The organism is Ferrovibrio sp. (genome assembly GCF_046297595.1).
Classification (GTDB): Bacteria; Pseudomonadota; Alphaproteobacteria; order Ferrovibrionales; family Ferrovibrionaceae; genus Ferrovibrio.
The window spans coordinates 127024-146243 of the sequence record NZ_JBKBHT010000009.1 but is presented as its reverse complement, the minus strand read 5'-3'; the positions used below and the strand labels follow the sequence as shown (position 1 = coordinate 146243).

The window sequence follows — 19220 nt, the reverse complement described above, 5'->3', positions numbered from 1 at the left end:
GCAGGCCGGTACGGTCGTCGCGCGGCAGGCGCACGAAGACGTCGTAGCTTTCATCGTCGGGTGCCTTCCAGGTGCCGGCTTCCTCGCCGGCCAGCAGCGGACGCAGGGTGGCGGCGATGGAGGAAATGCTGACGCCCAGATCGGCAGCGAGGGCGCGGTCGATGTCCAATGCCACGGTAGGCTTGTTGGCCTTCAGGCTGGATTCCAGATCGACCACGCCGGGCACGGTGCGGATGATCTTCATCGCTTCCTGCGACAGGCGGTCGAGCTCGGCGATATCCTGGCCTTTCAGCGCGATCATGATCGGCTTGTTCAGGCCGCCGCCCAGGTTCGGCAGGCCGATATTGATGTTGTCGATGCCGGCGATCCGGTTCAGGCGGTCGCGGAACGGCTGGGTCATCTGCTGCGGCGTGCGCTTGCGCTGCTCCAGCGGCACGAAGCGCACATACAGCGTGCCCACGTTGCGGCGAGAGAAGGCGCCGGCATTGATCGAGGCGAAGGAATATTCGACCTCGGGGAATTCCTTCAGGGCATCCTGCACCTGGCGGATCTTGGCCTCGGTATAGTCGATGGCCGAGCCGGGCGGCGTGGTGATCTCGACCAGGATTTCCGACAGGTCGGGTTCGGGTACGAATTCGGTGCCCAGCCGGCCGACCAGCATGACACTGCCGACCAGGCTCAGCACGGCGATCAGCAGCACGGCCCAGCGGCGCCGCAGGCTCCAGCGCAGCACATGGCGATAGAGCCGGCCGAGCCGTTCCATGATCCTGTCGACCACGGCCACGGCGCGACCAATCGGGCCGCGTTTGGCGTTGGGCAGGCTGTCGGGGTCGTGCCACACGCTGGACAGCATCGGGTCGAGCGTGAAGCTGACGAACAGCGAGATCAGCACCGCCACGGTGACGGTGATGCCGAATTGCAGGAAGAACCGCCCGATGATGCCGCCCATGAAGGCGACCGGCAGGAAGACGGCGACGATGGAGAAGGTGGTGGCCAGCACCGCCAGGCCGATCTCGTTGGTGCCGTCCAGCGCCGCCTGGCGGTGGCTTTTGCCCATGGCGACGTGGCGCGTGATGTTCTCGCGCACCACGATGGCGTCGTCGATCAGGATGCCGATGGCGAGCGACAGCGCCATCAGGGTCAGCTTGTTCAGCGTGAAGCCGGCGGCGTAGACGGCGGCCAGCGTGCCGATCATGGCAATCGGCAGGGTCAGGCCGGTGATGATGGTGCTGCGCCAGGAATTGAGGAACAGGAAGACGATCAGCACGGTGAGGATGGCACCCTCGATCAGGGTGCGCTGCACGCCATTGACCGAGACCAGGATGGCGCGGCTGTCGTCGCGCATGAACTGCAGGGTGATGTCGGAGGGCAGGTCGGCCTGCAGTTCCTTCACGGCTTCCTTCAGCCCGGTGATCACTTCCAGCGTGTTGGAGCCCTGCACCTTGATGAAGCTAATCGCCAGCAGGCGGTCGCCATCGAACAGGGCGACGGCATCTTTCTCCTCGGTGCCATCCTCTACCGTCGCGACATCGCCAAGGGTGACCGAAGCGCCGCCGCGCCGCGCCAGCACCAACTGGGCCAGATTGCGCGGATCGACCACGCGGCCCTCGATCTGCACGACGAATTCGGTCTGCGGCCGCGTCAGCGTGCCGACGGGAAGCTGCTGGTTCTCGCTTTTCAGCACGTTGATCAGCTGATCCATGCCGATGCCGTAGGCCTGCATCTTCTCGGGGTTCGGCAGGATGTTGATGCGCCGCTTGACGCCACCGACGATGTAGGCTTGGCCAACACCGCGCACGGTCTGCAGGCGCTTGAGGATCACCTGATCGGCCAGCGTGGTCAGCTCGCGCAGGTCGCGGCGCTCGGTGCGCACGGCGATGGAGGCGATCGGCTGGCTGTCGGGCGAGAAGCGGGTGATTTCCGGCGTCTTGATCTCGTCGCGGAAGCCGGGGGTTACCTGCGCGATCTTCTCGCGCACATCCTGCACGGCTTCCACGGCGTCGACGGTCAGCTCGAATTCGATGATGACGGTCGAGCGGCCTTCCAGCGAACGCGAAGTGAGCGAGCGCACGCCGCTGATGGTGTTGACGGCGTCTTCAATGGGGCGGGTGACTTCGCTTTCCACGCTTTCCGGCGTGGCGCCGGGATAGTTGGTGCCAACCACCACGATGGGGAATTCCACATCGGGGAACTGCTCGATGCTGAGCTTGAAATAGGCAAACAGGCCCACCACCAGCAGCGACGCCATCATCATGGTGGCGAAGACGGGATTGTTGACGCTGACGCGGGTGAGCCACATGCGGTGTTACCCCTCTGGGCCTTCGGTGGCCGGTCAGCGGCCGGCGATGCGGGCGGCAAGCCCGTCGTTCAGGCGCAGGCCCGGCGTGGAGACCACGGTTTCGCCGGCGGCCACGCCGCTGGCGATGGCCACGCGGCCATCCGGCGTGCCGGTGAGCGACACCTGCACGACGCGGCGCTCCAGGCGATTGTCCTTCAGCACGTACACGACATCGGCGTTTTTTTCGCGGCGCACGGCTTCGACGGGAATGGCGACAGTATCGCGCTGTTCGGCCAGCAAGGCCTCGCCGCTGCCGAACATGCCGCCGCGCAGCACCAGATCAGGGTTCTTGAGCAGGATATAAACCGGGATCGAGCGCGATCCGCTCTGCGCAGTGGGGTTGATGCGTTCGATATGGCCGTCGAAGGCGCGGTCGCCGAAGCCTTCCACACGCAGCAGAACTTTCTGTCCGGTGCGCAATTGCGGCACGTCGCGCGCCGGCACCAGGGCCTCGACCTCCATCACGTCTAGGTCGGCGATGATGAACAGCTTGGCATCCACCGCCACGCGTTCGCCCGGATTGACGAAACGCTCGGCCACCAGGCCGTCTAGCGGGGCATAGATGGCGGCATCGTTTAGCGCCTTGCGCGCCATCGTCACCTGCTGTTCCAGGGCGGCCACGTTGGCCCGGGCGTTACGCCAGCTGTTCTCGGCTTCATCCAGCGCAGTCTGCGACTTCACGCCGCGCTGGGTGAGTGTCACGGCCTTTTCGCGGTTGGTCTGGGCCAGTGTGAGGGCGGAACGGGCGCTATCGAGGTTGCTCTGCTTCTCGCGCAGGCGGGCGGCGAGGTCGGCGGTATCCAGTTTGGCCAGCAACTGGCCCTTCTTTACGCTTTCGCCGCGGCGAACGGTCACGTCCTGCACCACGGCGGCGACCTCGGCGCGAATCTGGCTCTGGTTGAGGGGCTGCAAGCTGCCGCTCATGCGCACCACCTGACGCAGATCGGCGATCCTGGCTTCGGTCAGGTCGGCGGGCGAGAATTCAATGCCCTCGAAGCGGGCAGGCTCGGCCGTGCTGACGGCCTTCACGGGCTGGCGCCCCTTTGCCAGATACAAGCCGCCGCTGGCGACGACCGCCAGGGCAAGAATGGCCAGACCGATCTTGGCGACACGTCTCATGATGCGATATTCCCCCGCCGGGCCGTATTTCCCCGGCCGCGCTGTATATATAGATACGGTGAAAAGCCGTCTATCCTGCGTAGGTTACCGCTAGGTAACTGTGATCCCGGTCACAATTCCGGGCTGGCAGGTGCGGAATGGCGGGGCCAGGCAGTAGGGTCGCGAATGCAAATATACAGCATTAGTCACTCCAACCACCCGCCGGAGCGGTTTGTCGCCCTGCTGGAGCGGCATGGCATCCGGCAGCTGGCCGACCTGCGTTCGCGGCCGGCTTCCAGATTTGTCCCGCAGTTCAACCGGACGGCCCTGCAGGCCACGCTTGAGCGGGCCGAGATCGGGTACCGCTGGTTCGGGGAGACGCTGGGCGGCAAGCCGCGCGCGGCGGAGCCTGATTTCCACTGCGGCATCGCCGCACTGATCGCCTGGGCGGAGTCCGCGCCGACGGCCATGATGTGCGCCGAGGCCGATCCGCGGCATTGCCATCGCACGCATCTGGTGACACCTGCTCTGCTGCCACACGGTGTAGGTGTGGTGCATATTCAGTCTGATGGCACAACGTTGCATCATGACGCGCTGCAGCAAGAAACAATCAAAGCAAAACCACAACTTGATCTGTTCAGTTGACTGATCTTTGCTTGACGCGGCGGCGTCATCTGAGCACACTTCCCGCACAAAAATCATTCGGGAGGACACCATGCGTCATAGCAATATTGGTCGCGCCGTTTTCATTGCGGCTGTAACCCTCGGCATTGCCGGATTCGCCGGGGCGGACGCGCAGGCACAGACCTACAAGCTGATGACCGGCCCGCAGGGCGGCGTCTGGGTGCCACTGGGCGGCACCATGAAGGCGATGTTCGAAAAAGCCGTACCGGGCCTGACGATCCAGACCCTGCCGGGCGCCGGCATCGCCAACGTGAAGGGCGTGCAGGAAGGCAAGGCCGATTTCGGTTTCGGCAATTCGATTTCCACGGTGGATGCGATCAATGGCCGCGCGCCGTTTACCGCAAAGGCCGATAACGTCTGCCAGGTCGCCAACCTGTATCCGCAGTATTTCCAGGTGGTGGTGACCGTCGATTCCAAGATCGAGAAGATCGAGGACCTGAAGGGCAAGGCAATCGCCGTGCAGACCCGCGGCAATACGGCCGAGGCGATTTCAGCCCAGATCCTGCAGGCGCATGGCCTGTCGTACGAAGCCATGAGCAAGGTCAACTTCATGGCCTCATACAACGACGCCGCCGCGCTGCTGAAGGACGGCCATGCCCAGGTCTTCACGCTGGGCACCACCATCCCGGCCTCCTCGGTGATGGACCTGGCCACGGCCCGCGACGTCAGGCTGGTGCCGATCACCGACAAGGGCCTGGCCGAGATGAAGAAGATCAATGCCGGCTACAACAAGGTGACCGTGCCGGCCGGCACCTATCCGAAGCAGGACAAGGATGTGCCGGTGATCGGCTATTCCACGCACTTCATCACGTCGTGCAAGCTGCCGGAAGACAAGGTCTATGCCGTGACCAAGGCCATGGCCACCCATGTGGCCGACATGGCCGCGGTGAACAAGGCGATGGCCAAGCTGACCGCGAAGGACATGGCCGAGGATATCGGCGTGCCGCTGCATCCGGGTGCCGCGAAGTATTACCGCGAAGCCGGCGCGCTGAAGTAACCATTTGAGGCGTACTGGCCGGCGTCGCTTCTGGACGGGCGACGCCGGTCCTTTTTTTCGCCGCCCCTAGCAGGGCGGCGAAACCGATCCGGGAGGGGCGGACGATGGATAGCAGAACCCTGGTCGGGCGCGTGGTCGCGCCGATCGGCGTGGCGATGGCGCTGTATCACATGTGGGTCATCGCCATGGGTCCGCCGCAGGCCCTGATCTTCCGCGGCATTCACCTGTCTTTCGCCCTGGCCCTGGTTCTGCTGATCTACCCCTTCGCGCGGGACGCCGCCGGCCGTCGCCGCTTCATCTGGCTCGACGCGCTGCTGTTCGGCGGGGCGGCGCTGGCCCTGGGTCACCTGTTCATCAATCTCGACTATTTCATCGACCGCATCATCTATATCGACGACCTGAAACCACTCGACATCGTTGCGGCCATTTTCCTGGTTGTCATCGTTCTGGATTGCACGCGGCGCGTGATCGGCTGGGCCTTGCCGATCACGGCACTGGCCTTCATGGGGCATGCGCTGTTCGTCACCCAGGTCGATCCGCTCACGCTGCTCGATCAGCTTTACATGACCACCGAAGGCATCTTCGGCTCCACGCTCGGCGTTTCGGCCGCCTATGTGATGATCTTCGTGTTGTTTGGCGCCTTCATGGAGCGTACCGGCACCGGCAAGCTGTTCATGGATTTTGCGCTGGCGCTGACGGGCCGGCAGGCTGGCGGCCCCGGCAAGGTCGCGGTGGTGTCGTCGTCGCTGTTCGGCACCATCTCGGGCTCGGCGGTGGCGAACGTGATGGTCGACGGTCCGATCACCATTCCGCTGATGAAGCGCAGCGGCTTCCGGCCATCCTTCGCCGCCGCCGTGGAATCGGTCGCCTCCACCGGTGGGCAGATCATGCCGCCGATCATGGGCGCCGCAGCCTTCGTGATGGCCGAATTCCTCGCCGTGCCCTATGCCACGGTCGTGCTCTGGGCACTGATCCCGGCGCTGCTGTATTACATCGCCTGCTTCGGCGCGGTGCATTTCGAGGCCAAGCGGCGCGGGCTGCATGGCCTGCCGGCACATGAGGTACCGCGCCTGTTTTCGGTGCTGAAGGAACGCGGCCACCTGTTCATTCCGGTTGCGGTGATCCTGGGCGGCATGTTCATGGGCTATTCGGCGCCGCTCTGCGCCCTGGCGGGCACGCTGGCCTGCTTCCCGGTCGCCATGCTGCGCGCCAACACGCGTGAAGGCCTGCGCGCGGAACTGGTCTGGGATGCCCTGCAGGATGGCGCCCGCAACACGCTTGCGGTGGCGCTGGCCTGCGCCTGTGCCGGCCTGGTGATCGGCTCGATCACGCTGACCGGCCTGGGCCTCACCTTCACCAACTGGGTGGTCGGCCTGTCGCAGAACAGCCTGGTGCTGGCCCTGATGCTGACCGCGGTGGCGGGCATCATCCTCGGCATGGGCATGCCGACCACGCCAGCCTATATCGTGATGGTGTCGCTGATGGTGCCGGCGCTCATGAAACTGGGCGTGATCGAACCGGCGGCGCATATGTTTGCCTTCTACTTCGCCATCCTCTCGGCGATCACGCCGCCGGTGGCACTGGCGGTCTATGCCGCCGCGAGTCTCGCGAAAGCGAATATATGGGAAGCGGGCTGGGCGGCCGTGCGCACCGGCGCGGCCGGCTTCATCGTGCCGTTCATGTTCGTCTACGAGCCGGCCCTGCTGGCCATCGGCGAGTGGCCTGACATCCTGCATGCCGCTGCCAGCGCCACCATCGGCTGTCTGGCGCTCGCGGCCGGTCTGTACGGTTATCTGATCCGGCCGGCGCTGATGTGGGAACGCGGGCTGCTGGTCGCCGCCGCGATCTGCCTGATCAAACCCGGCCTGGCCACCGATCTGATCGGCATCGGTCTGATCGTGGCGGTGTTCGTTTCCCAGAAGGCGATTGCACGCGACCCGCAGTTGGGCAAGGCCTCATAACAGCGGTTTGTAGACCTGTTTCATCACACCACGGCTGAGCGGCTCGGACTCGACCAGTTCGAGCCGCAGGTTGCGCCGGCCCGGCGGCAGCAGCGGTATGCCCTCACCGATCATGTGCGGGATGACATAGAGTTCGAAGCGGTCGATGGCGCCGATGTCGAGGAAGCCAGCCCAGAGCCTGGGTCCGCCGAACAGCCATACATCCCCGCCGATGCCCTTCAGCTCATGTGCCAGTGCGGAAAAATCGGCCCGCCGCGTCTGCGCGCCATCCGGCAGATTGCGCAAATCCTGCGAGGTCACAACATAGACGGCCTTGCCGGCATAGGGCCAGTCGCTGCCGAAGCGGCGGCTGATTTCATAGGAGGCGCGGCCCATGACAATGCCGCCAATGCCGGCCATGAAGCTCTCAAAGCCGAATTCAGCGGGATCGTAGTCGTGCAGCCAGTCGACGGAGCCATCCGGCCGGGCGATGAAGCCATCGGCGCTGATCGCCAGATAGGCGCGGAACAACACGGTCATGTCAGGGCCGCACGACCTTGCCGGGATTGAGGATGTTGTTCGGGTCGAAGGCGCGCTTGATCCGGCGCATCATCTCGATCTCGATGGCCGGCTTGTATTGCGTGATCTCGTCGATCTTCATACGGCCGACGCCATGCTCGGCCGAGATCGAGCCTTTCATTTCGTGGGCGATGTCATGCACGATCTGGTGCACGCGGTCCCAGTAGGCCATGAAGTCTTCCGGCTTCCAGCCCACCGGCTGGGACGGATTGAAATGCACGTTGCCGTCGCCGATATGGCCGAAGGCGACGATACGCACGCCGGGAATCAGGTTTTCCACCGCCTTGCTGGCGCGCTCGATGAACAGCGGCATCTGCGATACCGGCACCGAGATGTCGCATTTGATGCTGCCGCCCTCGGGCTTCTGGGCGCTCGACATCGCCTCGCGAATTTTCCAGAAGGCAGCGCGCTGGGCGTCCGACTGCGCGATGGCGGCATCCAGCACAAAGCCCTTCTCGAAACCCTCCGCCAGCACGGCCTCCATCGTCTCGCCGATGGCGCCGTCGTCGCGGCCCGAGGAAAATTCCAGGATCAGGTACCAAGGATGGCGTTCGGCGATGGGGTCGCTGGTGGCCGGCGTGTGGCGCAGCACGTAATCCAGGCCGATGCGCGGCATGATCTCGCAGCCGGTCACCTGCCCGCCGGTGGCAGCCTTGGCCAACGCCAGCAGCTCGATGGCCGCCTGGGGGCTGGGGATCGCCGTGAAGGCGGTCGCCATTGCCTTGGGCAGGGGATGCAGCTTCAGCACTGCGGCGGTGATGATGCCCAGCGTGCCCTCGCCGCCGATGAACAGGTCGCGCAAATCGTAGCCGGTGTTGTCCTTGCGCAGACCGCGCAGGCCATCCCACACCTCGCCGTCGGCCAGCACCACTTCCAGGCCCAGCGTCAGTTCGCGGGTATTGCCATAGCGCAGCACGGCATTGCCGCCGGCATTGGTGGAGAGGTTGCCGCCGATGGTGCAGCTGCCTTCCGAGCCGATGGAAAGCGGGAACAGCCGGCCGGCCTCGCGCGCCGCCTGCTGCACGTTCTGCAGGATGCAGCCGGCTTCCACCGTGACCGTATCGTTCAGCGGATCGATGGCGCGGATTTTGTTCATGCGCTGCAGCGACAGGATGATCTCGTCGCCGCCATCGAAAGGGATGCCGCCGCCGACAAGGCCGGTATTGCCGCCCTGCGGCACCAGTTTGGTTTTTGTCTCATTCGCCAGCTTCACGATGGCGGCCACTTCCGCAGTGCTGGCCGGCTTGAGGACCAGCGGAGTGGTGCCGGCATAGAGGTCGCGCCATTCGCGCACATGCTGGGCCAGTGCGTCGGGTTCCGAAGTCCAGCCCTTGGGGCCGACAAGGGCGCGGAAGCGATCGAGCAGGTCGGGAGCGAGAGCGTTCATTCAGTCACCGTAATTGAGGCGGCGATCCTAGCGTCCGCGCGCCGCGCGCGTAAGCCTGTCGTTGATGGCCTGGCCCAGGCCATGGCCGGGAATCGGCATCACTGCGATGCCATCGAGGCCGGCTTGTTCATCCAGCTCATGCAGCCCGGCATACAGATTGGCCGCCGCCTCCACCAGATCGCCGGAGACGCTGAGCGGCACAACATGGGCAAAGCCCGGCAGGGGCGGGCCGAAGCTGAGCAGGCCTTCCTGTTTGCCTGGTAGCGGCGCCGCTACCTCAAGCCGGACCGGCAGGCGTGGCGCATAATGCTTCAGCAGCATGCCGGGCGATTCCAGCTTCATGTCCTGCGGCCGCGCCAGCGGTTCGCCAAGAATGCGTTCGATCTCCTCGGCCGCCACGCCGCCCGGCCGCAGCAGAGTCGCCTGCGGCCCGGTCAAGCCGATCACGGTGGATTCCAGGCCCACGGGGCAGGGGCCGCCATCCAGCACGGCGATATCCGGCCCCAGGCTGTCGCGCACATGCTGGGCGGTAGTGGGCGAGACATGGCCCGAGCGGTTGGCCGAGGGCGCCGCCACCGGCCGACCAACCAGCCGCAGCAATTCGCGCGCCTGCGGATGTGCCGGCATGCGCAAAGCCAGCGAGGGCAGGCCGGCGGAAACAGCGGGGGCCACCGGACAATCGGGCCGGCGCGGCAGCACCAGCGTCAATGCGCCGGGCCAGAAGGCTTTGGCCAGTCGACGTGCCCGCTCGTCGACCGAGACCAGCCCGTCGAGCTGCGAGAGGTCGGCGATATGGCAGATCAGCGGATTGAAATCCGGCCGGCCCTTGGCGGCATAAATCTTGGCCACCGCCGCCGGATCGGTGGCGTCGGCGCCCAGCCCGTAGACCGTTTCGGTGGCGAAAGCGACCACCGCGCCGGATTTCAACTTTTCGGCGGCCTCTGAAATCGTTACGTCAACCATGGGCCAAGTTTACGCCGGCGGGCATTGGCCTTGCTAGGCGTTCCGGACCATATTATGCAGCGCCTCATTGTACAGTCGCGCGGTTCAAGGGAGACCGAGATGGAATACGCCGCCCCCGTCAAGGATATGCGTTTCACCCTGGAGCAGATTGCCGGCCTGGCCGAACTGGCCACCCTGCCGGGTCTGGAAAATGCCGAGGGTGAAACCGCCGGTGCCGTGCTGGAAGAAGCGGCGAAATTCGCCGCCGGCGTGCTATCGCCGCTCAACCGCGGCGGCGACAAGGAAGGTGCCAAGCTGGATAACGGCGTGGTGCGCACCGCGCCGGGCTTCGCCGATGCCTACAGGAAATTCGTCGATGGCGGCTGGAACGGCATGCCGTTCCCCGAAGAGCTCGGCGGCGGCGCGATGCCCTGGGCGTTGACCATGGCGGCGCAGGAAATGGTGCAGGCGGCCAATCTTTCGTTTTCGCTCTGCCCGCTGCTGACCCAGGGCGCCATCGACGCGATCATGGCGCATGGCACGGATGAGCAGAAGGCGCTGTACCTGCCCAAGATGGTGTCGGGCCAGTGGACCGGTTCGATGAACCTGACCGAGCCGCAGGCTGGTTCGGATGTGGGCGCGCTGAAATCCAAGGCCGTGCCGGTGGGCGACGGCACCTACAAGATCAAGGGGATGAAGATTTTCATCACCTATGGCGAACACGACATGGCCGAGAATATCGTGCATCTCGTGCTGGCCCGCCTGCCCGATGCACCGCCGGGTACCAAGGGCATCTCGCTGTTCATCGTACCGAAATTCATCCCCGACGCGAACGGCAATCCGGGCAAGCGCAACGATCTGCGCGTGGTGTCGCTGGAACACAAGCTGGGCATCCATGCCAGCCCAACCTGCGTGATGAGCTACGGCGACAACGACGAGTGCATCGGCTGGCTGCTGGGCGCCGAGAACCAGGGCATGCGCTGCATGTTCACCATGATGAACAACGCGCGCCTGTCCGTGGGTTGCCAGGGCCTGGCGATTGCCGAGCGCGCCTACCAGCAGGCGCTGGATTACGCCGAGCAGCGTAAACAGGGCCGCCATCCCGGCATGAACGCCGAACAGCATGTGGCGATCATCGAGCATCCGGACGTGCGCCGCACGCTGATGCTGATGCGCAGCCTGACCGAGGCCTGCCGTGGCCTGATCTACCTGAACGCGGCCGCAATCGACCGCGCGCATCATCATCCTGACGAAGCCCAGCGCAAGCACTGGAAAGCGATGGTGGAGCTGTTCACCCCGCTGTCGAAATCCTGGGCCACCGATATCGGCTGCGAAGTGGCATCCATGGGCGTGCAGCTGCATGGCGGCATGGGCTTCATCGAGGAGACCGGTGCGGCCCAGCATTATCGCGATGCCCGCATCCTGCCGATCTATGAAGGCACCAACGGCATCCAGGCCATCGATCTGGTGACGCGCAAGCTGCCGCTGAATGGCGGGGAAACCGTGAAGGCGCTGTTCGCCGAGATCGGCGGCACGGTGGCGGAACTGGCCAAGGCCGGCGAGGGCTTTGGCAGCATCCAGACCAATCTCGATGCCGCGCTGAAGTCGCTGGGCAAGGCATCGGTCTGGATGGGGCAGCAGTTGGCCAAGGATCCAAACGCGGCGCTGGCCGGCGCGACGCCCTTCCTGCGCGGTTTCGCCACCACGGTGGGCGGCTGGCTGCTGGCGCGGCAGGCGCTGGCGGCGAAGGCGGAGATCGCGGGTGGTTCAACCGATCCGTATTTCACCGCCAAGATCGTGTCGGCACGGCTGTTTGCCGAACAGGTGCTGTCCACGGTGGATGGCCTGTGCCGGTCCGCCACCGAAGGCAGCGCGGCGTTGGCGGAAGTGACGCCGGAATTGCTGCGGGCATAAATCGCCTTTTCCGTAGCGTCATGCGTCATTAACGGGCCGGGGCGGTTTCGCTCCGGCCTTTTTCATGGCCAATCCGCTGGACTTCGCTGCATTGACGCTTACGTCAACGGGAAACTACAGTTGGCGCTCATAACAAAAACTCCAGCTCCGCAGGCCTTTCGTGGCAGATACCGCAGACGATTCCATTCCGATGATCGACGGCACGCCGACGCCCGATAGCGGCGCGAGCCTGAAATATCCTTTTGCCAATGAGCCGAATGGCGGCCGGCCGGGCGATGGCGCGGTGATGCAGATGCGGCCGGGTGTGCTGTGGCTGCGCATGCCGATCCCGATCCCTGGTCTGGATTACATCAATCTGTGGCTGCTGGAGGATGGCGAGGGCTGGACGCTGGTAGATACCGGCGTGCGGTCTTCCAAGCTGCAGGCGATCTGGGAGCAGGTGATCGTCGCCCATCTGGGCGGCAAGCCGATCACCCGCATCCTGTGCACCCATTTCCATCCCGACCATCTGGGTCTGGCCGGCTGGCTGCAGCAGAAATTCGATGCACCATTGTGGATGACGCTGGGCGAATGGAGCTTTGGTCGCATGCTGGAACTGGAGCGGTCGCCCGAGGTGCCGGCCGATGTGGTCGCCTTCTACGAGCGGCTGGGCTTCGACGCGGGGCAGCTCGACGCAATCAGGTCGCGCGGCTTCGGTAATTTCGCCAAGGCGGTGACACCGATCCCACGCGGTTTCCACCGCATGTCCGAAGGCGACATCATCCGCATCGGCACGCATGACTGGCAGGTGATCATCGGCCGCGGCCATTCGCCGGAACATGCCTGCCTGTATTGTCCGTCGCTCGACGTGCTGATTTCGGGCGACCAGGTGCTGCCGCGCATCTCGCCGCATATCGGCGTCTATCCCGGCGAGCCCGAGGCCGGGCCGCTGACGCAGTATCTCGATTCATTTGCCAAGTTCAGCCATCTGCCGCGCGACATCCTGGTGCTGCCGGCCCATGGCGATCCCTTCATCGGCCTGCACCAGCGCATCGCCATGTTGCAGCGGCACCATGCCACGCGGCTGGATGCCCTGCTGGCGGCGCTGGAACGGCCGCATACCGTGATCGAGACCCTGCCCCTGCTGTTCCGGCGCGACATCAGCGACCACATGACGCTGGCAGCCGGCGAGGCGCTGGCCCATCTGCATCATCTGATGCGCGAGGGCCTGGTGGCGCGGCGGTTGAATGAGAAGAGCGTTTATGAGTTCCAGCGCTGCGACAGCGTCGACCAGGCAGCGCAATAAACAAAAAACCGGGAGGACATCATGACCGAAGTCATCAAGACCGGGTCGCTGAAGGGCAAGACCCTGTTCATCACCGGCGCCAGCCGCGGCATCGGTCTGGCCATCGCGCTGCGCGCCGCCAAGGACGGCGCCAATATCGCCATCGCCGCCAAGACTACCGAACCGCATCCCAAGCTGGCCGGCACGATTTACACGGCGGCCGAAGCCATCGAAAAGGCTGGCGGCCGGGCGCTGCCCATCGTGGTGGATGTTCGCGAGGAGGCGGTGGTGGAAGCCGCCGTGCAGAAGACGGTAGAGACCTTCGGCGGCCTCGACATCCTGGTCAACAACGCCTCGGCCATTTCGCTGACCGGCACGCTGGAAACGCCGATGAAGCGCTATGACCTGATGCACCAGATCAATACGCGCGGCACCTATCTGTGCAGCCAGAAATGCCTGCCGCATCTGCTTAAGGCGCAGAATCCGCATATCCTGAACCTGTCGCCGCCGCTGAGCATGGAGGAACACTGGTTCAGCCCGCATGTCGCCTATACGATGGCGAAATTCGGCATGAGCATGTGCGTGCTGGGCATGGCCGGCGAATTCCGCAAGAAGGGCGTGGCGGTGAACGCGCTGTGGCCGCGCACCGCCATCGACACCGACGCGATGAATGTGATCACCGGGCCCGAGCTGCGCAAGAAATGCCGCAAGGTGGAGATCATGGCCGATGCGGCCCACGTGATCCTGACCCGTCCGTCGCGCGACTGCACCGGCAATTTCTTCATCGACGACGAAGTGCTGCGTGGCGCCGGGCTGACCGATCTGTCCCGCTACCGGCATCCCGGCACCTCTGAAACCGACCTGATCCCGGATTTCTTCGTCTGAGTGATCTGCCCATCGCGATTTCCGCGATTGTGAGATTCCTGCAACTTTTCCCGCTTTCCGGCCGTGTCCGCCGGGAACCGGCCTGACCTGCCATCGTTCTGCTTCCGACTGCCCGGCGTGGGATGCCCGCGCCGGAATGGAAAACAGCGATGGAGGCGATCATGCAGATCATGAGGAGAAAGCGGCTGTTTGGCGCCGCTGCGGCCATGGCCCTGCTGACGGCCGGCCTCGGGGTCAGCGCCTGCGGCAGCTCTACATCGGATCGTGCGCTCTCGGGCGGCGCGATTGGCGCCGGTGCCGGTGCGGTGGGGGGCGCCATGATGGGTGCGCCCGTGACGGGTGCGGTAATCGGTGGCGCCGCTGGTGCGGCGACCGGTGCGATGACCGACGAAGACCAGATCAATCTCGGCAAGCCGGCCGGGCGCTAAAGATTCTGAAGAGGGCCGTGTCGGCTATTCAGCCGGCCGGTCCGGTTCACCGCTCATTTTCACTTCCCTATCAGAAACCTGAAAAAAGGAAATTGACATGCTGACCATTGGTTCTGTTGCCCGCAGCCTTGCCATCGTGGCGATGCTGGGCGGGGCCGTTGCGGCCTGCTCGTCCACGCCGAAGCAGGAATCGGCCGGCGAATATATCGACTCGGCGGCCATCACCACCAAGGTGAAGGCCGAATTGATCAAGGATCCGGTCACTAAGGCCGGCCAGATCAGTGTCGAGACTTTCAAGGATGTCGTGCAGCTGAGCGGTTTCGTGGATACCGCCCAGGCCAAGACAAGGGCCGAACAGATCGCCCACAACGTGCAGGGTGTGCGCGGGGTGTGGAACGACCTTGTGGTGAAGTAGGAACCCACGCGTGACGTGGCCGGCGGGCCTGCCCGCCGGCCCGCCTCATGCATTCGTATTGGCCCGTAATTTCATATCCGAAAGGGCGATGGCATGGGTATCGGCACCATTCTCCTGATCATCCTGATCATCTTGCTGATCGGCGCGATTCCGACATGGCCATACAGCAGTGGCTGGGGCTATTACCCCAGCGGCGGCATCGGCATTCTATTGATCATCGTAATCGTGCTGGTGCTGATGGGCCGAATATAGCCGGTCCGCCTAGCGGGCCGACTTCGCCTGTTCGGCGATGGCCTCGTGGTGATGGATCACTTCCCGCACGATGAAGGCGAGGAATTTCTCGGCGAAATCGGGGTCCAGCTTGGCGGTCTCGGCCAGCTGGCGCAGGCGGGCGATCTGCCGCGCTTCGCGGGCCGGGTCGGCCGGTGGCAGGTTCTCGGCGGCCTTCAGCCGCCCCACGGCCTGGGTGCATTTGAAACGTTCGGCCAGCAGATGGATCAGCGCGGCATCGATATTGTCGATGCTGTCGCGCAGGCGCTGCAGTTCGGGATGGATGGTCATGGCGGATCCTGCCGGCTGGGCCAATTCGAGCCGCCCATGATGCGGACCGGGTCGGAAGGGTCAAGCAGGCTAGCAGGTAAAAAAACGCCCCCGCCAGTCGGCGGAGGCGGCGGGGCGTAGTTCGGCGGCGAGGGTGGATGAACCGCCGGATACGACCCGAGGGCTGGCCGGGGCCGATCACTCGGCCCCGGATGCCTGATCAGAACTTGTAGCCGACGCCGACGCCGACCACCCAGGGATCGAGATCGACATCCGCGTTGATCACGGTACCGGTGTTGGTGACTACTGTGACGTCGGTGTTCAGGAAAATCTTCTTCACGTCGGCGTTGAAGTACCAGTTGCCGGCGAGCTTGTAGTCGAAGCCGGCCTGCAGGGCGACGCCCCAGGCATTGTCGTAGTCGACGCTGCGCAGGGTGCTGGGCACGTCCTTGTTATAGAAAACCGCGTAGGTGGCGCCGGCGCCGATATAGGGGCTAAAAGCCTGCTTCGGCATGAAGTGATACTGCAGGGTGAGCGTCGGCGGCAGCAGCCACACGTTGCCCAAGCCCACATTGCCACTGCTGCTGTTATCCACCTGCATCTTGTGCTTGGTGGTGGCGGCGATCAGTTCGGCTGCGATGTTGTCGGTAAAGAAGTACGTGAAATCCACTTCGCCGGTATAGGCGTTGCTGGCATCGACGTCGCCGCCGATCACGGAAACCGTGGAATCCTCGTCGGGCAGCAGGCCGATGATACGGCCGCGCACCATGATGTCGCCGGCGGACTTGCCGTCCTGGGCGAAGACTTCAGTGGGGACCGCGCCAAACAGCAGAAGAGCCGCGCCCGCCGCCGCGAGAGTTTTTCCGATACGCATCATGCGCTCCATTGTCATTTATCCGCATCGCCAAACTGCGGCGATGCCTGTTCCGCGCGTCCGGGGAAGAACGTCGCGGGCGCATCATGACAATCGGGGGTCGGTTCGCGTTGATCGAGATCAAACGAATCCAGAGCGAATGCGCGGCCTGCGGCAACATGGCGCAGGGCATGCGCAGTTACTCAGCCGCGTAGAGATCGACGTTGTGAAGCGGGTTGTCTGGATCTTCGCCGTCGCGGCCGACGGCGATGACGGTGACGTCGTTTCGGGTCGCCAATCCTGGCAGATAGGCCAGCAGATAGGCATGGGCCTGGGCGGCAATGGCAGGGCCGTCGAAAGCGATGCCAAGGGCGATCATCCGGCAATCCAGGCAATAGCCGGCTTTCATGTAGTCGTGCACCGAGGCCATGTCGTTGAATAGGATGCCGAAATTATGCTCCTTGGCGGCCTGTCGAATCTGGTCGGTGGTCATGTCCTGGCCATCGAAACGGATCGGCCGGTTTATGGCCTGGAAGTAGGTCCAGGCCACCATCAGGGCTGCCTTGGTCTTGCCGCCGCCGGCCGGGCCGGAGAAATAGACGAACTGGGGCACACTCAGCCGCTCCCGCAGGGTCTGCAGCTGGGTGATGGAAAACCCGAAATCCGTGAGCGAGCGGAAGATCTGTTGCGACATCGCGGCGTTGCATGATGGAGATTCGAATATTTCTAAAACTACTATAAGTAGCTCAGGAATATCCATCGTTCATGCCATACAGAAACGCCACAAACAGATAAAAATTTGGAAACGCAGCGGGAAATATCGCCGTTGTCCGGAAAAGGCCCTGCTGTGGCCGGCTCGTTGGATGTTCGGCTGGCCGGCGGTTTCAGGCCGCCTTGCGGCTCAGGCCCAGGCGTTGCCAGACATCCAGGAGGGCGGCGGTCAGGGCCTGCATCATGGCATCGGTATGCACCGGCGTGGGCGTGATGCGCAGCCGTTCGGTGCCGCGCGGTACCGTCGGATAATTGATCGGCTGAATGTAGATGCCGTGATCTGCCAGCAGCATGTCGGAAGCGGCCTTGCACAGGGCCGGGTCGCCAACCATCACCGGCACGATATGGCTCTGGTTGATCAGCACCGGAAGGCCGGCATTCAGCAGCATCCGGCGCAATGTGGCGGCCCGTTCCTGATGGCGGGTGCGTTCGGTCTGGCTTTGCTTGAGGTGACGCACGCTGGCGGCTGCGGCTGCGGCAATCGCCGGCGGCATGGCGGTTGAGAAGATGAAAGCCGGGGCATAGGACCGCACGGCATCGACCATGGTCTTTGACCCGGCGATATAGCCGCCCACGACACCGAAGGCCTTGCCCAGCGTGCCCTGGATGATGTGCAGGCGCTGCATGGCATTGTCGCGGTCGGCGATGCCGCCGCCCCGGTTGCCATAGAGACCCACGGCATGCACCTCGTCCAGATAGGTCATGGCGCCGTATCTGTCGGCCAGGTCGCAGATGGCATGGATCGGGGCGATATCGCCATCCATCGAATAGACGCTTTCGAAGGCAACCAGCTTGGGCCGGTCGGTCGGCAGTCCCTTCAGCAGTTCTTCGAGATGTGCCACGTCGTTGTGGCGGAAAATATGGCGCTCGCAACCGGACTGCCGGATGCCCTCGATCATTGAATTGTGGTTATCGGCATCCGACAGGATGATGCAGCCAGGCAACAGCTTGGCGAGCGTTGACAGCGAGGTCTGGTTGGCGATGTAGCCCGACATGAAGGCCAGTGCGGATTCCTTGCCGTGCAGGTCGGCCAGTTCGGCTTCCAACTCGACCACGGCATGGCTGTTGCCGGAAATATTACGGGTGCCGCCGGCGCCGGCGCCGAACTGGGCGGCCGCCTGCTGCATGGCCTGGATCACGGCCGGATGCTGGCCCATGCCGAGATAGTCGTTCGAGCACCAGATGGTGATCTTGGCCGGACCGATGCCGCTGTAATTGTCGGCAACCGGAAAGCTGCCGCAATTGCGGGCCAGTTCGGTGAAAACCCGATAGCGCTTTTCCGCGCGCAATTTGTCGACCGCCTGGCCGAAGAGGGCTTCGTAATCCATGGGGCTGTTACTGCCTGGTCGTGCCGGCCGGCGATCCGCCTCCGGCGTGGAAATCCTGTGCTGGTGCCGGATATTAGCGCCCCCGCTGCCGGGCTGGCTAGGGGGGCTTGGGTGTTCCGGCCGCGACGAGGGGTCGCAGGGCCGCCTGCCTTATAGGTCCGCACTTTATGCGGGAGGATGTTGCATTGCAGCGTTGGACATCAAGAACCCTGGCTCAGGCCGTCGGGCGGCGCATGCGGAACAGGGTCTCCGGGGTGGCCTCGAAGTAATCGGCCATGTAGCCGCCGCGCATGATCGGCCGGGCGGCGGCCGTGTCGAACAGGCCATCGCGGATGAAGGCGCGGGCAATATGCACGCCTACCACCTGGCCGACAACCATCCAGGCGTCGAGGGCGCGGCCCTGCAGGTCATGCTGCCGCACGATCTGCAGCAATTTGCATTCCAGGGCGGCCGGGCTGCCCGCGACCCGTGGTGGCCGGATCTGCCGGCAGGGTGCCGGCGTCAGGCCTGCTAGTTCGAATTCGTCGATCCCATGGGCGACGGGGGCCGAGGTGCGGTTCATCGCCTCGGCCAGCGGCCTGGTCGCCAGGCTGGTGGCGAACTCCCCGGTCGCCTCGATATTGGCGACGCTGTCTTTCCAGTCGCTGCTGCCGAAGGCGATGATCGGTGGCTTATCGTGAAAGGCGTTGAAGTAACTGTAAGGCGCGAGGTTCACCCGACCTTCGCGGTCACATGAAGATACCCAACCGATGGGCCGCGGCCCGACGATGGCCTTGAATGGATCATGGGCCAGGCCATGGCCGTTGGCCGGGTCGTAATAATGAACGTCGTCGTGATCTGGTGAGGGCATTTCGCTG

At 64.2% G+C, this 19220-nt stretch carries 19 protein-coding genes; 9 read left to right on the top strand and 10 right to left on the bottom strand.

Features of this window, described 5'->3' with window-relative positions; genetic code table 11:
• Both ACK4FJ_RS19095 and ACK4FJ_RS19090 read right to left on the bottom strand, forming a co-directional pair.
• Positions 1 to 2299 (bottom strand): efflux RND transporter permease subunit (locus tag ACK4FJ_RS19095; protein ID WP_409768328.1); only part of this gene is annotated, 2299 nt, incomplete at its 3' end.
• A gap of 33 nt (positions 2300 to 2332) precedes the next feature.
• Entirely contained in the window at positions 2333 to 3457 is a 1125-nt protein-coding gene (locus ACK4FJ_RS19090; protein ID WP_409768327.1) for an efflux RND transporter periplasmic adaptor subunit, read from the bottom strand.
• A 165-nt stretch (positions 3458 to 3622) separates the two neighbouring features.
• Here ACK4FJ_RS19090 and ACK4FJ_RS19085 point away from each other — a divergent pair, with 165 nt between their 5' ends.
• The 3 genes from ACK4FJ_RS19085 to ACK4FJ_RS19075 all read left to right on the top strand — a co-directional run bounded on the left by ACK4FJ_RS19085 (position 3623) and on the right by ACK4FJ_RS19075 (position 7078).
• Positions 3623 to 4081 (top strand): DUF488 family protein, encoded by a 459-nt coding sequence (locus ACK4FJ_RS19085; RefSeq protein ID WP_409768326.1) that lies wholly within the window; start codon positions 3623 to 3625, stop codon positions 4079 to 4081.
• Between the two features lie 70 nt (positions 4082 to 4151).
• Positions 4152 to 5117 (top strand): TAXI family TRAP transporter solute-binding subunit, encoded by a 966-nt coding sequence (locus ACK4FJ_RS19080; RefSeq protein WP_409768325.1) that lies wholly within the window; start codon positions 4152 to 4154, stop codon positions 5115 to 5117.
• Positions 5118 to 5221: 104 nt separating this feature from the next.
• Positions 5222 to 7078 (top strand): TRAP transporter permease, encoded by a 1857-nt coding sequence (locus tag ACK4FJ_RS19075; protein ID WP_409768324.1) that lies wholly within the window; start codon positions 5222 to 5224, stop codon positions 7076 to 7078.
• On the opposite strand, the gene ACK4FJ_RS19070 is transcribed toward ACK4FJ_RS19075, so the two are convergent.
• The 3 genes from ACK4FJ_RS19070 to ACK4FJ_RS19060 are packed head-to-tail and all read right to left on the bottom strand — an operon-like array spanning position 7073 to position 9986.
• Positions 7073 to 7597: a dihydrofolate reductase family protein gene (locus tag ACK4FJ_RS19070; protein WP_409768323.1), complete on the bottom strand. Its 525-nt coding sequence runs from the start codon at positions 7595 to 7597 to the stop codon at positions 7073 to 7075. The two genes, ACK4FJ_RS19075 and ACK4FJ_RS19070, sit on opposite strands and share 6 nt — an antisense overlap.
• Before the next feature lies 1 nt (position 7598).
• Positions 7599 to 9023 (bottom strand): FAD-binding oxidoreductase, encoded by a 1425-nt coding sequence (locus tag ACK4FJ_RS19065; RefSeq protein ID WP_409768322.1) that lies wholly within the window; start codon positions 9021 to 9023, stop codon positions 7599 to 7601.
• A 27-nt stretch (positions 9024 to 9050) separates the two neighbouring features.
• Positions 9051 to 9986: an L-threonylcarbamoyladenylate synthase gene (locus ACK4FJ_RS19060; protein ID WP_409768321.1), complete on the bottom strand. Its 936-nt coding sequence runs from the start codon at positions 9984 to 9986 to the stop codon at positions 9051 to 9053.
• A gap of 99 nt (positions 9987 to 10085) precedes the next feature.
• Here ACK4FJ_RS19060 and ACK4FJ_RS19055 point away from each other — a divergent pair, with 99 nt between their 5' ends.
• From ACK4FJ_RS19055 to ACK4FJ_RS19030, 6 genes are all read left to right on the top strand, one after another.
• Entirely contained in the window at positions 10086 to 11879 is a 1794-nt protein-coding gene (locus ACK4FJ_RS19055) for an acyl-CoA dehydrogenase (protein ID WP_409768320.1), read from the top strand.
• Positions 11880 to 12039: 160 nt separating this feature from the next.
• Positions 12040 to 13164, top strand: a complete 1125-nt coding sequence (locus ACK4FJ_RS19050; protein WP_409768319.1) for an MBL fold metallo-hydrolase — start codon at positions 12040 to 12042, stop codon at positions 13162 to 13164.
• Positions 13165 to 13185: 21 nt separating this feature from the next.
• Positions 13186 to 14028: an SDR family oxidoreductase gene (locus ACK4FJ_RS19045; protein ID WP_409768318.1), complete on the top strand. Its 843-nt coding sequence runs from the start codon at positions 13186 to 13188 to the stop codon at positions 14026 to 14028.
• Positions 14029 to 14189: 161 nt separating this feature from the next.
• Positions 14190 to 14456, top strand: a complete 267-nt coding sequence (locus ACK4FJ_RS19040) for a YMGG-like glycine zipper-containing protein (RefSeq protein ID WP_409768317.1) — start codon at positions 14190 to 14192, stop codon at positions 14454 to 14456.
• Positions 14457 to 14553: 97 nt separating this feature from the next.
• Entirely contained in the window at positions 14554 to 14871 is a 318-nt protein-coding gene (locus ACK4FJ_RS19035) for a BON domain-containing protein (RefSeq protein ID WP_409768316.1), read from the top strand.
• Between the two features lie 99 nt (positions 14872 to 14970).
• On the top strand, positions 14971 to 15123 hold the full coding sequence (locus tag ACK4FJ_RS19030; RefSeq protein ID WP_409768331.1) for a DUF3309 family protein: 153 nt from the start codon (positions 14971 to 14973) through the stop codon (positions 15121 to 15123).
• A gap of 9 nt (positions 15124 to 15132) precedes the next feature.
• Here the strand turns inward: ACK4FJ_RS19030 and ACK4FJ_RS19025 are convergent, their stop codons facing one another.
• The 5 genes from ACK4FJ_RS19025 to ACK4FJ_RS19005 all read right to left on the bottom strand — a co-directional run bounded on the left by ACK4FJ_RS19025 (position 15133) and on the right by ACK4FJ_RS19005 (position 19213).
• Positions 15133 to 15432 carry a chorismate mutase gene (locus tag ACK4FJ_RS19025; RefSeq protein WP_409768315.1) on the bottom strand — a complete coding sequence of 100 codons (300 nt, stop codon included), beginning with the start codon at positions 15430 to 15432 and terminating at the stop codon, positions 15133 to 15135.
• A 199-nt stretch (positions 15433 to 15631) separates the two neighbouring features.
• A complete protein-coding gene (locus ACK4FJ_RS19020; RefSeq protein WP_409768314.1) occupies positions 15632 to 16288 on the bottom strand; it encodes an OmpW/AlkL family protein in 657 nt (218 codons plus the stop codon).
• A gap of 175 nt (positions 16289 to 16463) precedes the next feature.
• Entirely contained in the window at positions 16464 to 16958 is a 495-nt protein-coding gene (locus ACK4FJ_RS19015) for a hypothetical protein (RefSeq protein ID WP_409768313.1), read from the bottom strand.
• Positions 16959 to 17148: 190 nt separating this feature from the next.
• Positions 17149 to 18363, bottom strand: a complete 1215-nt coding sequence (gene hemA / locus ACK4FJ_RS19010; protein ID WP_409768312.1) for a 5-aminolevulinate synthase — start codon at positions 18361 to 18363, stop codon at positions 17149 to 17151.
• Between the two features lie 214 nt (positions 18364 to 18577).
• A complete protein-coding gene (locus tag ACK4FJ_RS19005) occupies positions 18578 to 19213 on the bottom strand; it encodes a flavin reductase family protein (RefSeq protein ID WP_409768311.1) in 636 nt (211 codons plus the stop codon).
• Positions 19214 to 19220: the final 7 nt, after the last annotated feature.

Bases quoted from the DNA above. Each gene is read 5' to 3' on its own strand.
- ACK4FJ_RS19080 (WP_409768325.1), top strand. From the start codon at position 4,152: ATGCGTCATAGCAATATTGGTCGCGCCGTTTTCATTGCGGCTGTAACC.
- ACK4FJ_RS19035 (WP_409768316.1), top strand. From the start codon at position 14,554: ATGCTGACCATTGGTTCTGTTGCCCGCAGCCTTGCCATCGTGGCGATG.
- ACK4FJ_RS19090 (WP_409768327.1), bottom strand. From the start codon at position 3,457: ATGAGACGTGTCGCCAAGATCGGTCTGGCCATTCTTGCCCTGGCGGTC.
- ACK4FJ_RS19075 (WP_409768324.1), top strand. From the start codon at position 5,222: ATGGATAGCAGAACCCTGGTCGGGCGCGTGGTCGCGCCGATCGGCGTG.
- ACK4FJ_RS19005 (WP_409768311.1), bottom strand. From the start codon at position 19,213: ATGCCCTCACCAGATCACGACGACGTTCATTATTACGACCCGGCCAAC.
- ACK4FJ_RS19060 (WP_409768321.1), bottom strand. From the start codon at position 9,986: ATGGTTGACGTAACGATTTCAGAGGCCGCCGAAAAGTTGAAATCCGGC.
- ACK4FJ_RS19025 (WP_409768315.1), bottom strand. From the start codon at position 15,432: ATGACCATCCATCCCGAACTGCAGCGCCTGCGCGACAGCATCGACAAT.
- ACK4FJ_RS19040 (WP_409768317.1), top strand. From the start codon at position 14,190: ATGCAGATCATGAGGAGAAAGCGGCTGTTTGGCGCCGCTGCGGCCATG.
- ACK4FJ_RS19020 (WP_409768314.1), bottom strand. From the start codon at position 16,288: ATGATGCGTATCGGAAAAACTCTCGCGGCGGCGGGCGCGGCTCTTCTG.
- ACK4FJ_RS19085 (WP_409768326.1), top strand. From the start codon at position 3,623: ATGCAAATATACAGCATTAGTCACTCCAACCACCCGCCGGAGCGGTTT.
- hemA (WP_409768312.1), bottom strand. From the start codon at position 18,363: ATGGATTACGAAGCCCTCTTCGGCCAGGCGGTCGACAAATTGCGCGCG.
- ACK4FJ_RS19055 (WP_409768320.1), top strand. From the start codon at position 10,086: ATGGAATACGCCGCCCCCGTCAAGGATATGCGTTTCACCCTGGAGCAG.
- ACK4FJ_RS19015 (WP_409768313.1), bottom strand. From the start codon at position 16,958: ATGTCGCAACAGATCTTCCGCTCGCTCACGGATTTCGGGTTTTCCATC.
- ACK4FJ_RS19070 (WP_409768323.1), bottom strand. From the start codon at position 7,597: ATGACCGTGTTGTTCCGCGCCTATCTGGCGATCAGCGCCGATGGCTTC.
- ACK4FJ_RS19065 (WP_409768322.1), bottom strand. From the start codon at position 9,023: ATGAACGCTCTCGCTCCCGACCTGCTCGATCGCTTCCGCGCCCTTGTC.
- ACK4FJ_RS19045 (WP_409768318.1), top strand. From the start codon at position 13,186: ATGACCGAAGTCATCAAGACCGGGTCGCTGAAGGGCAAGACCCTGTTC.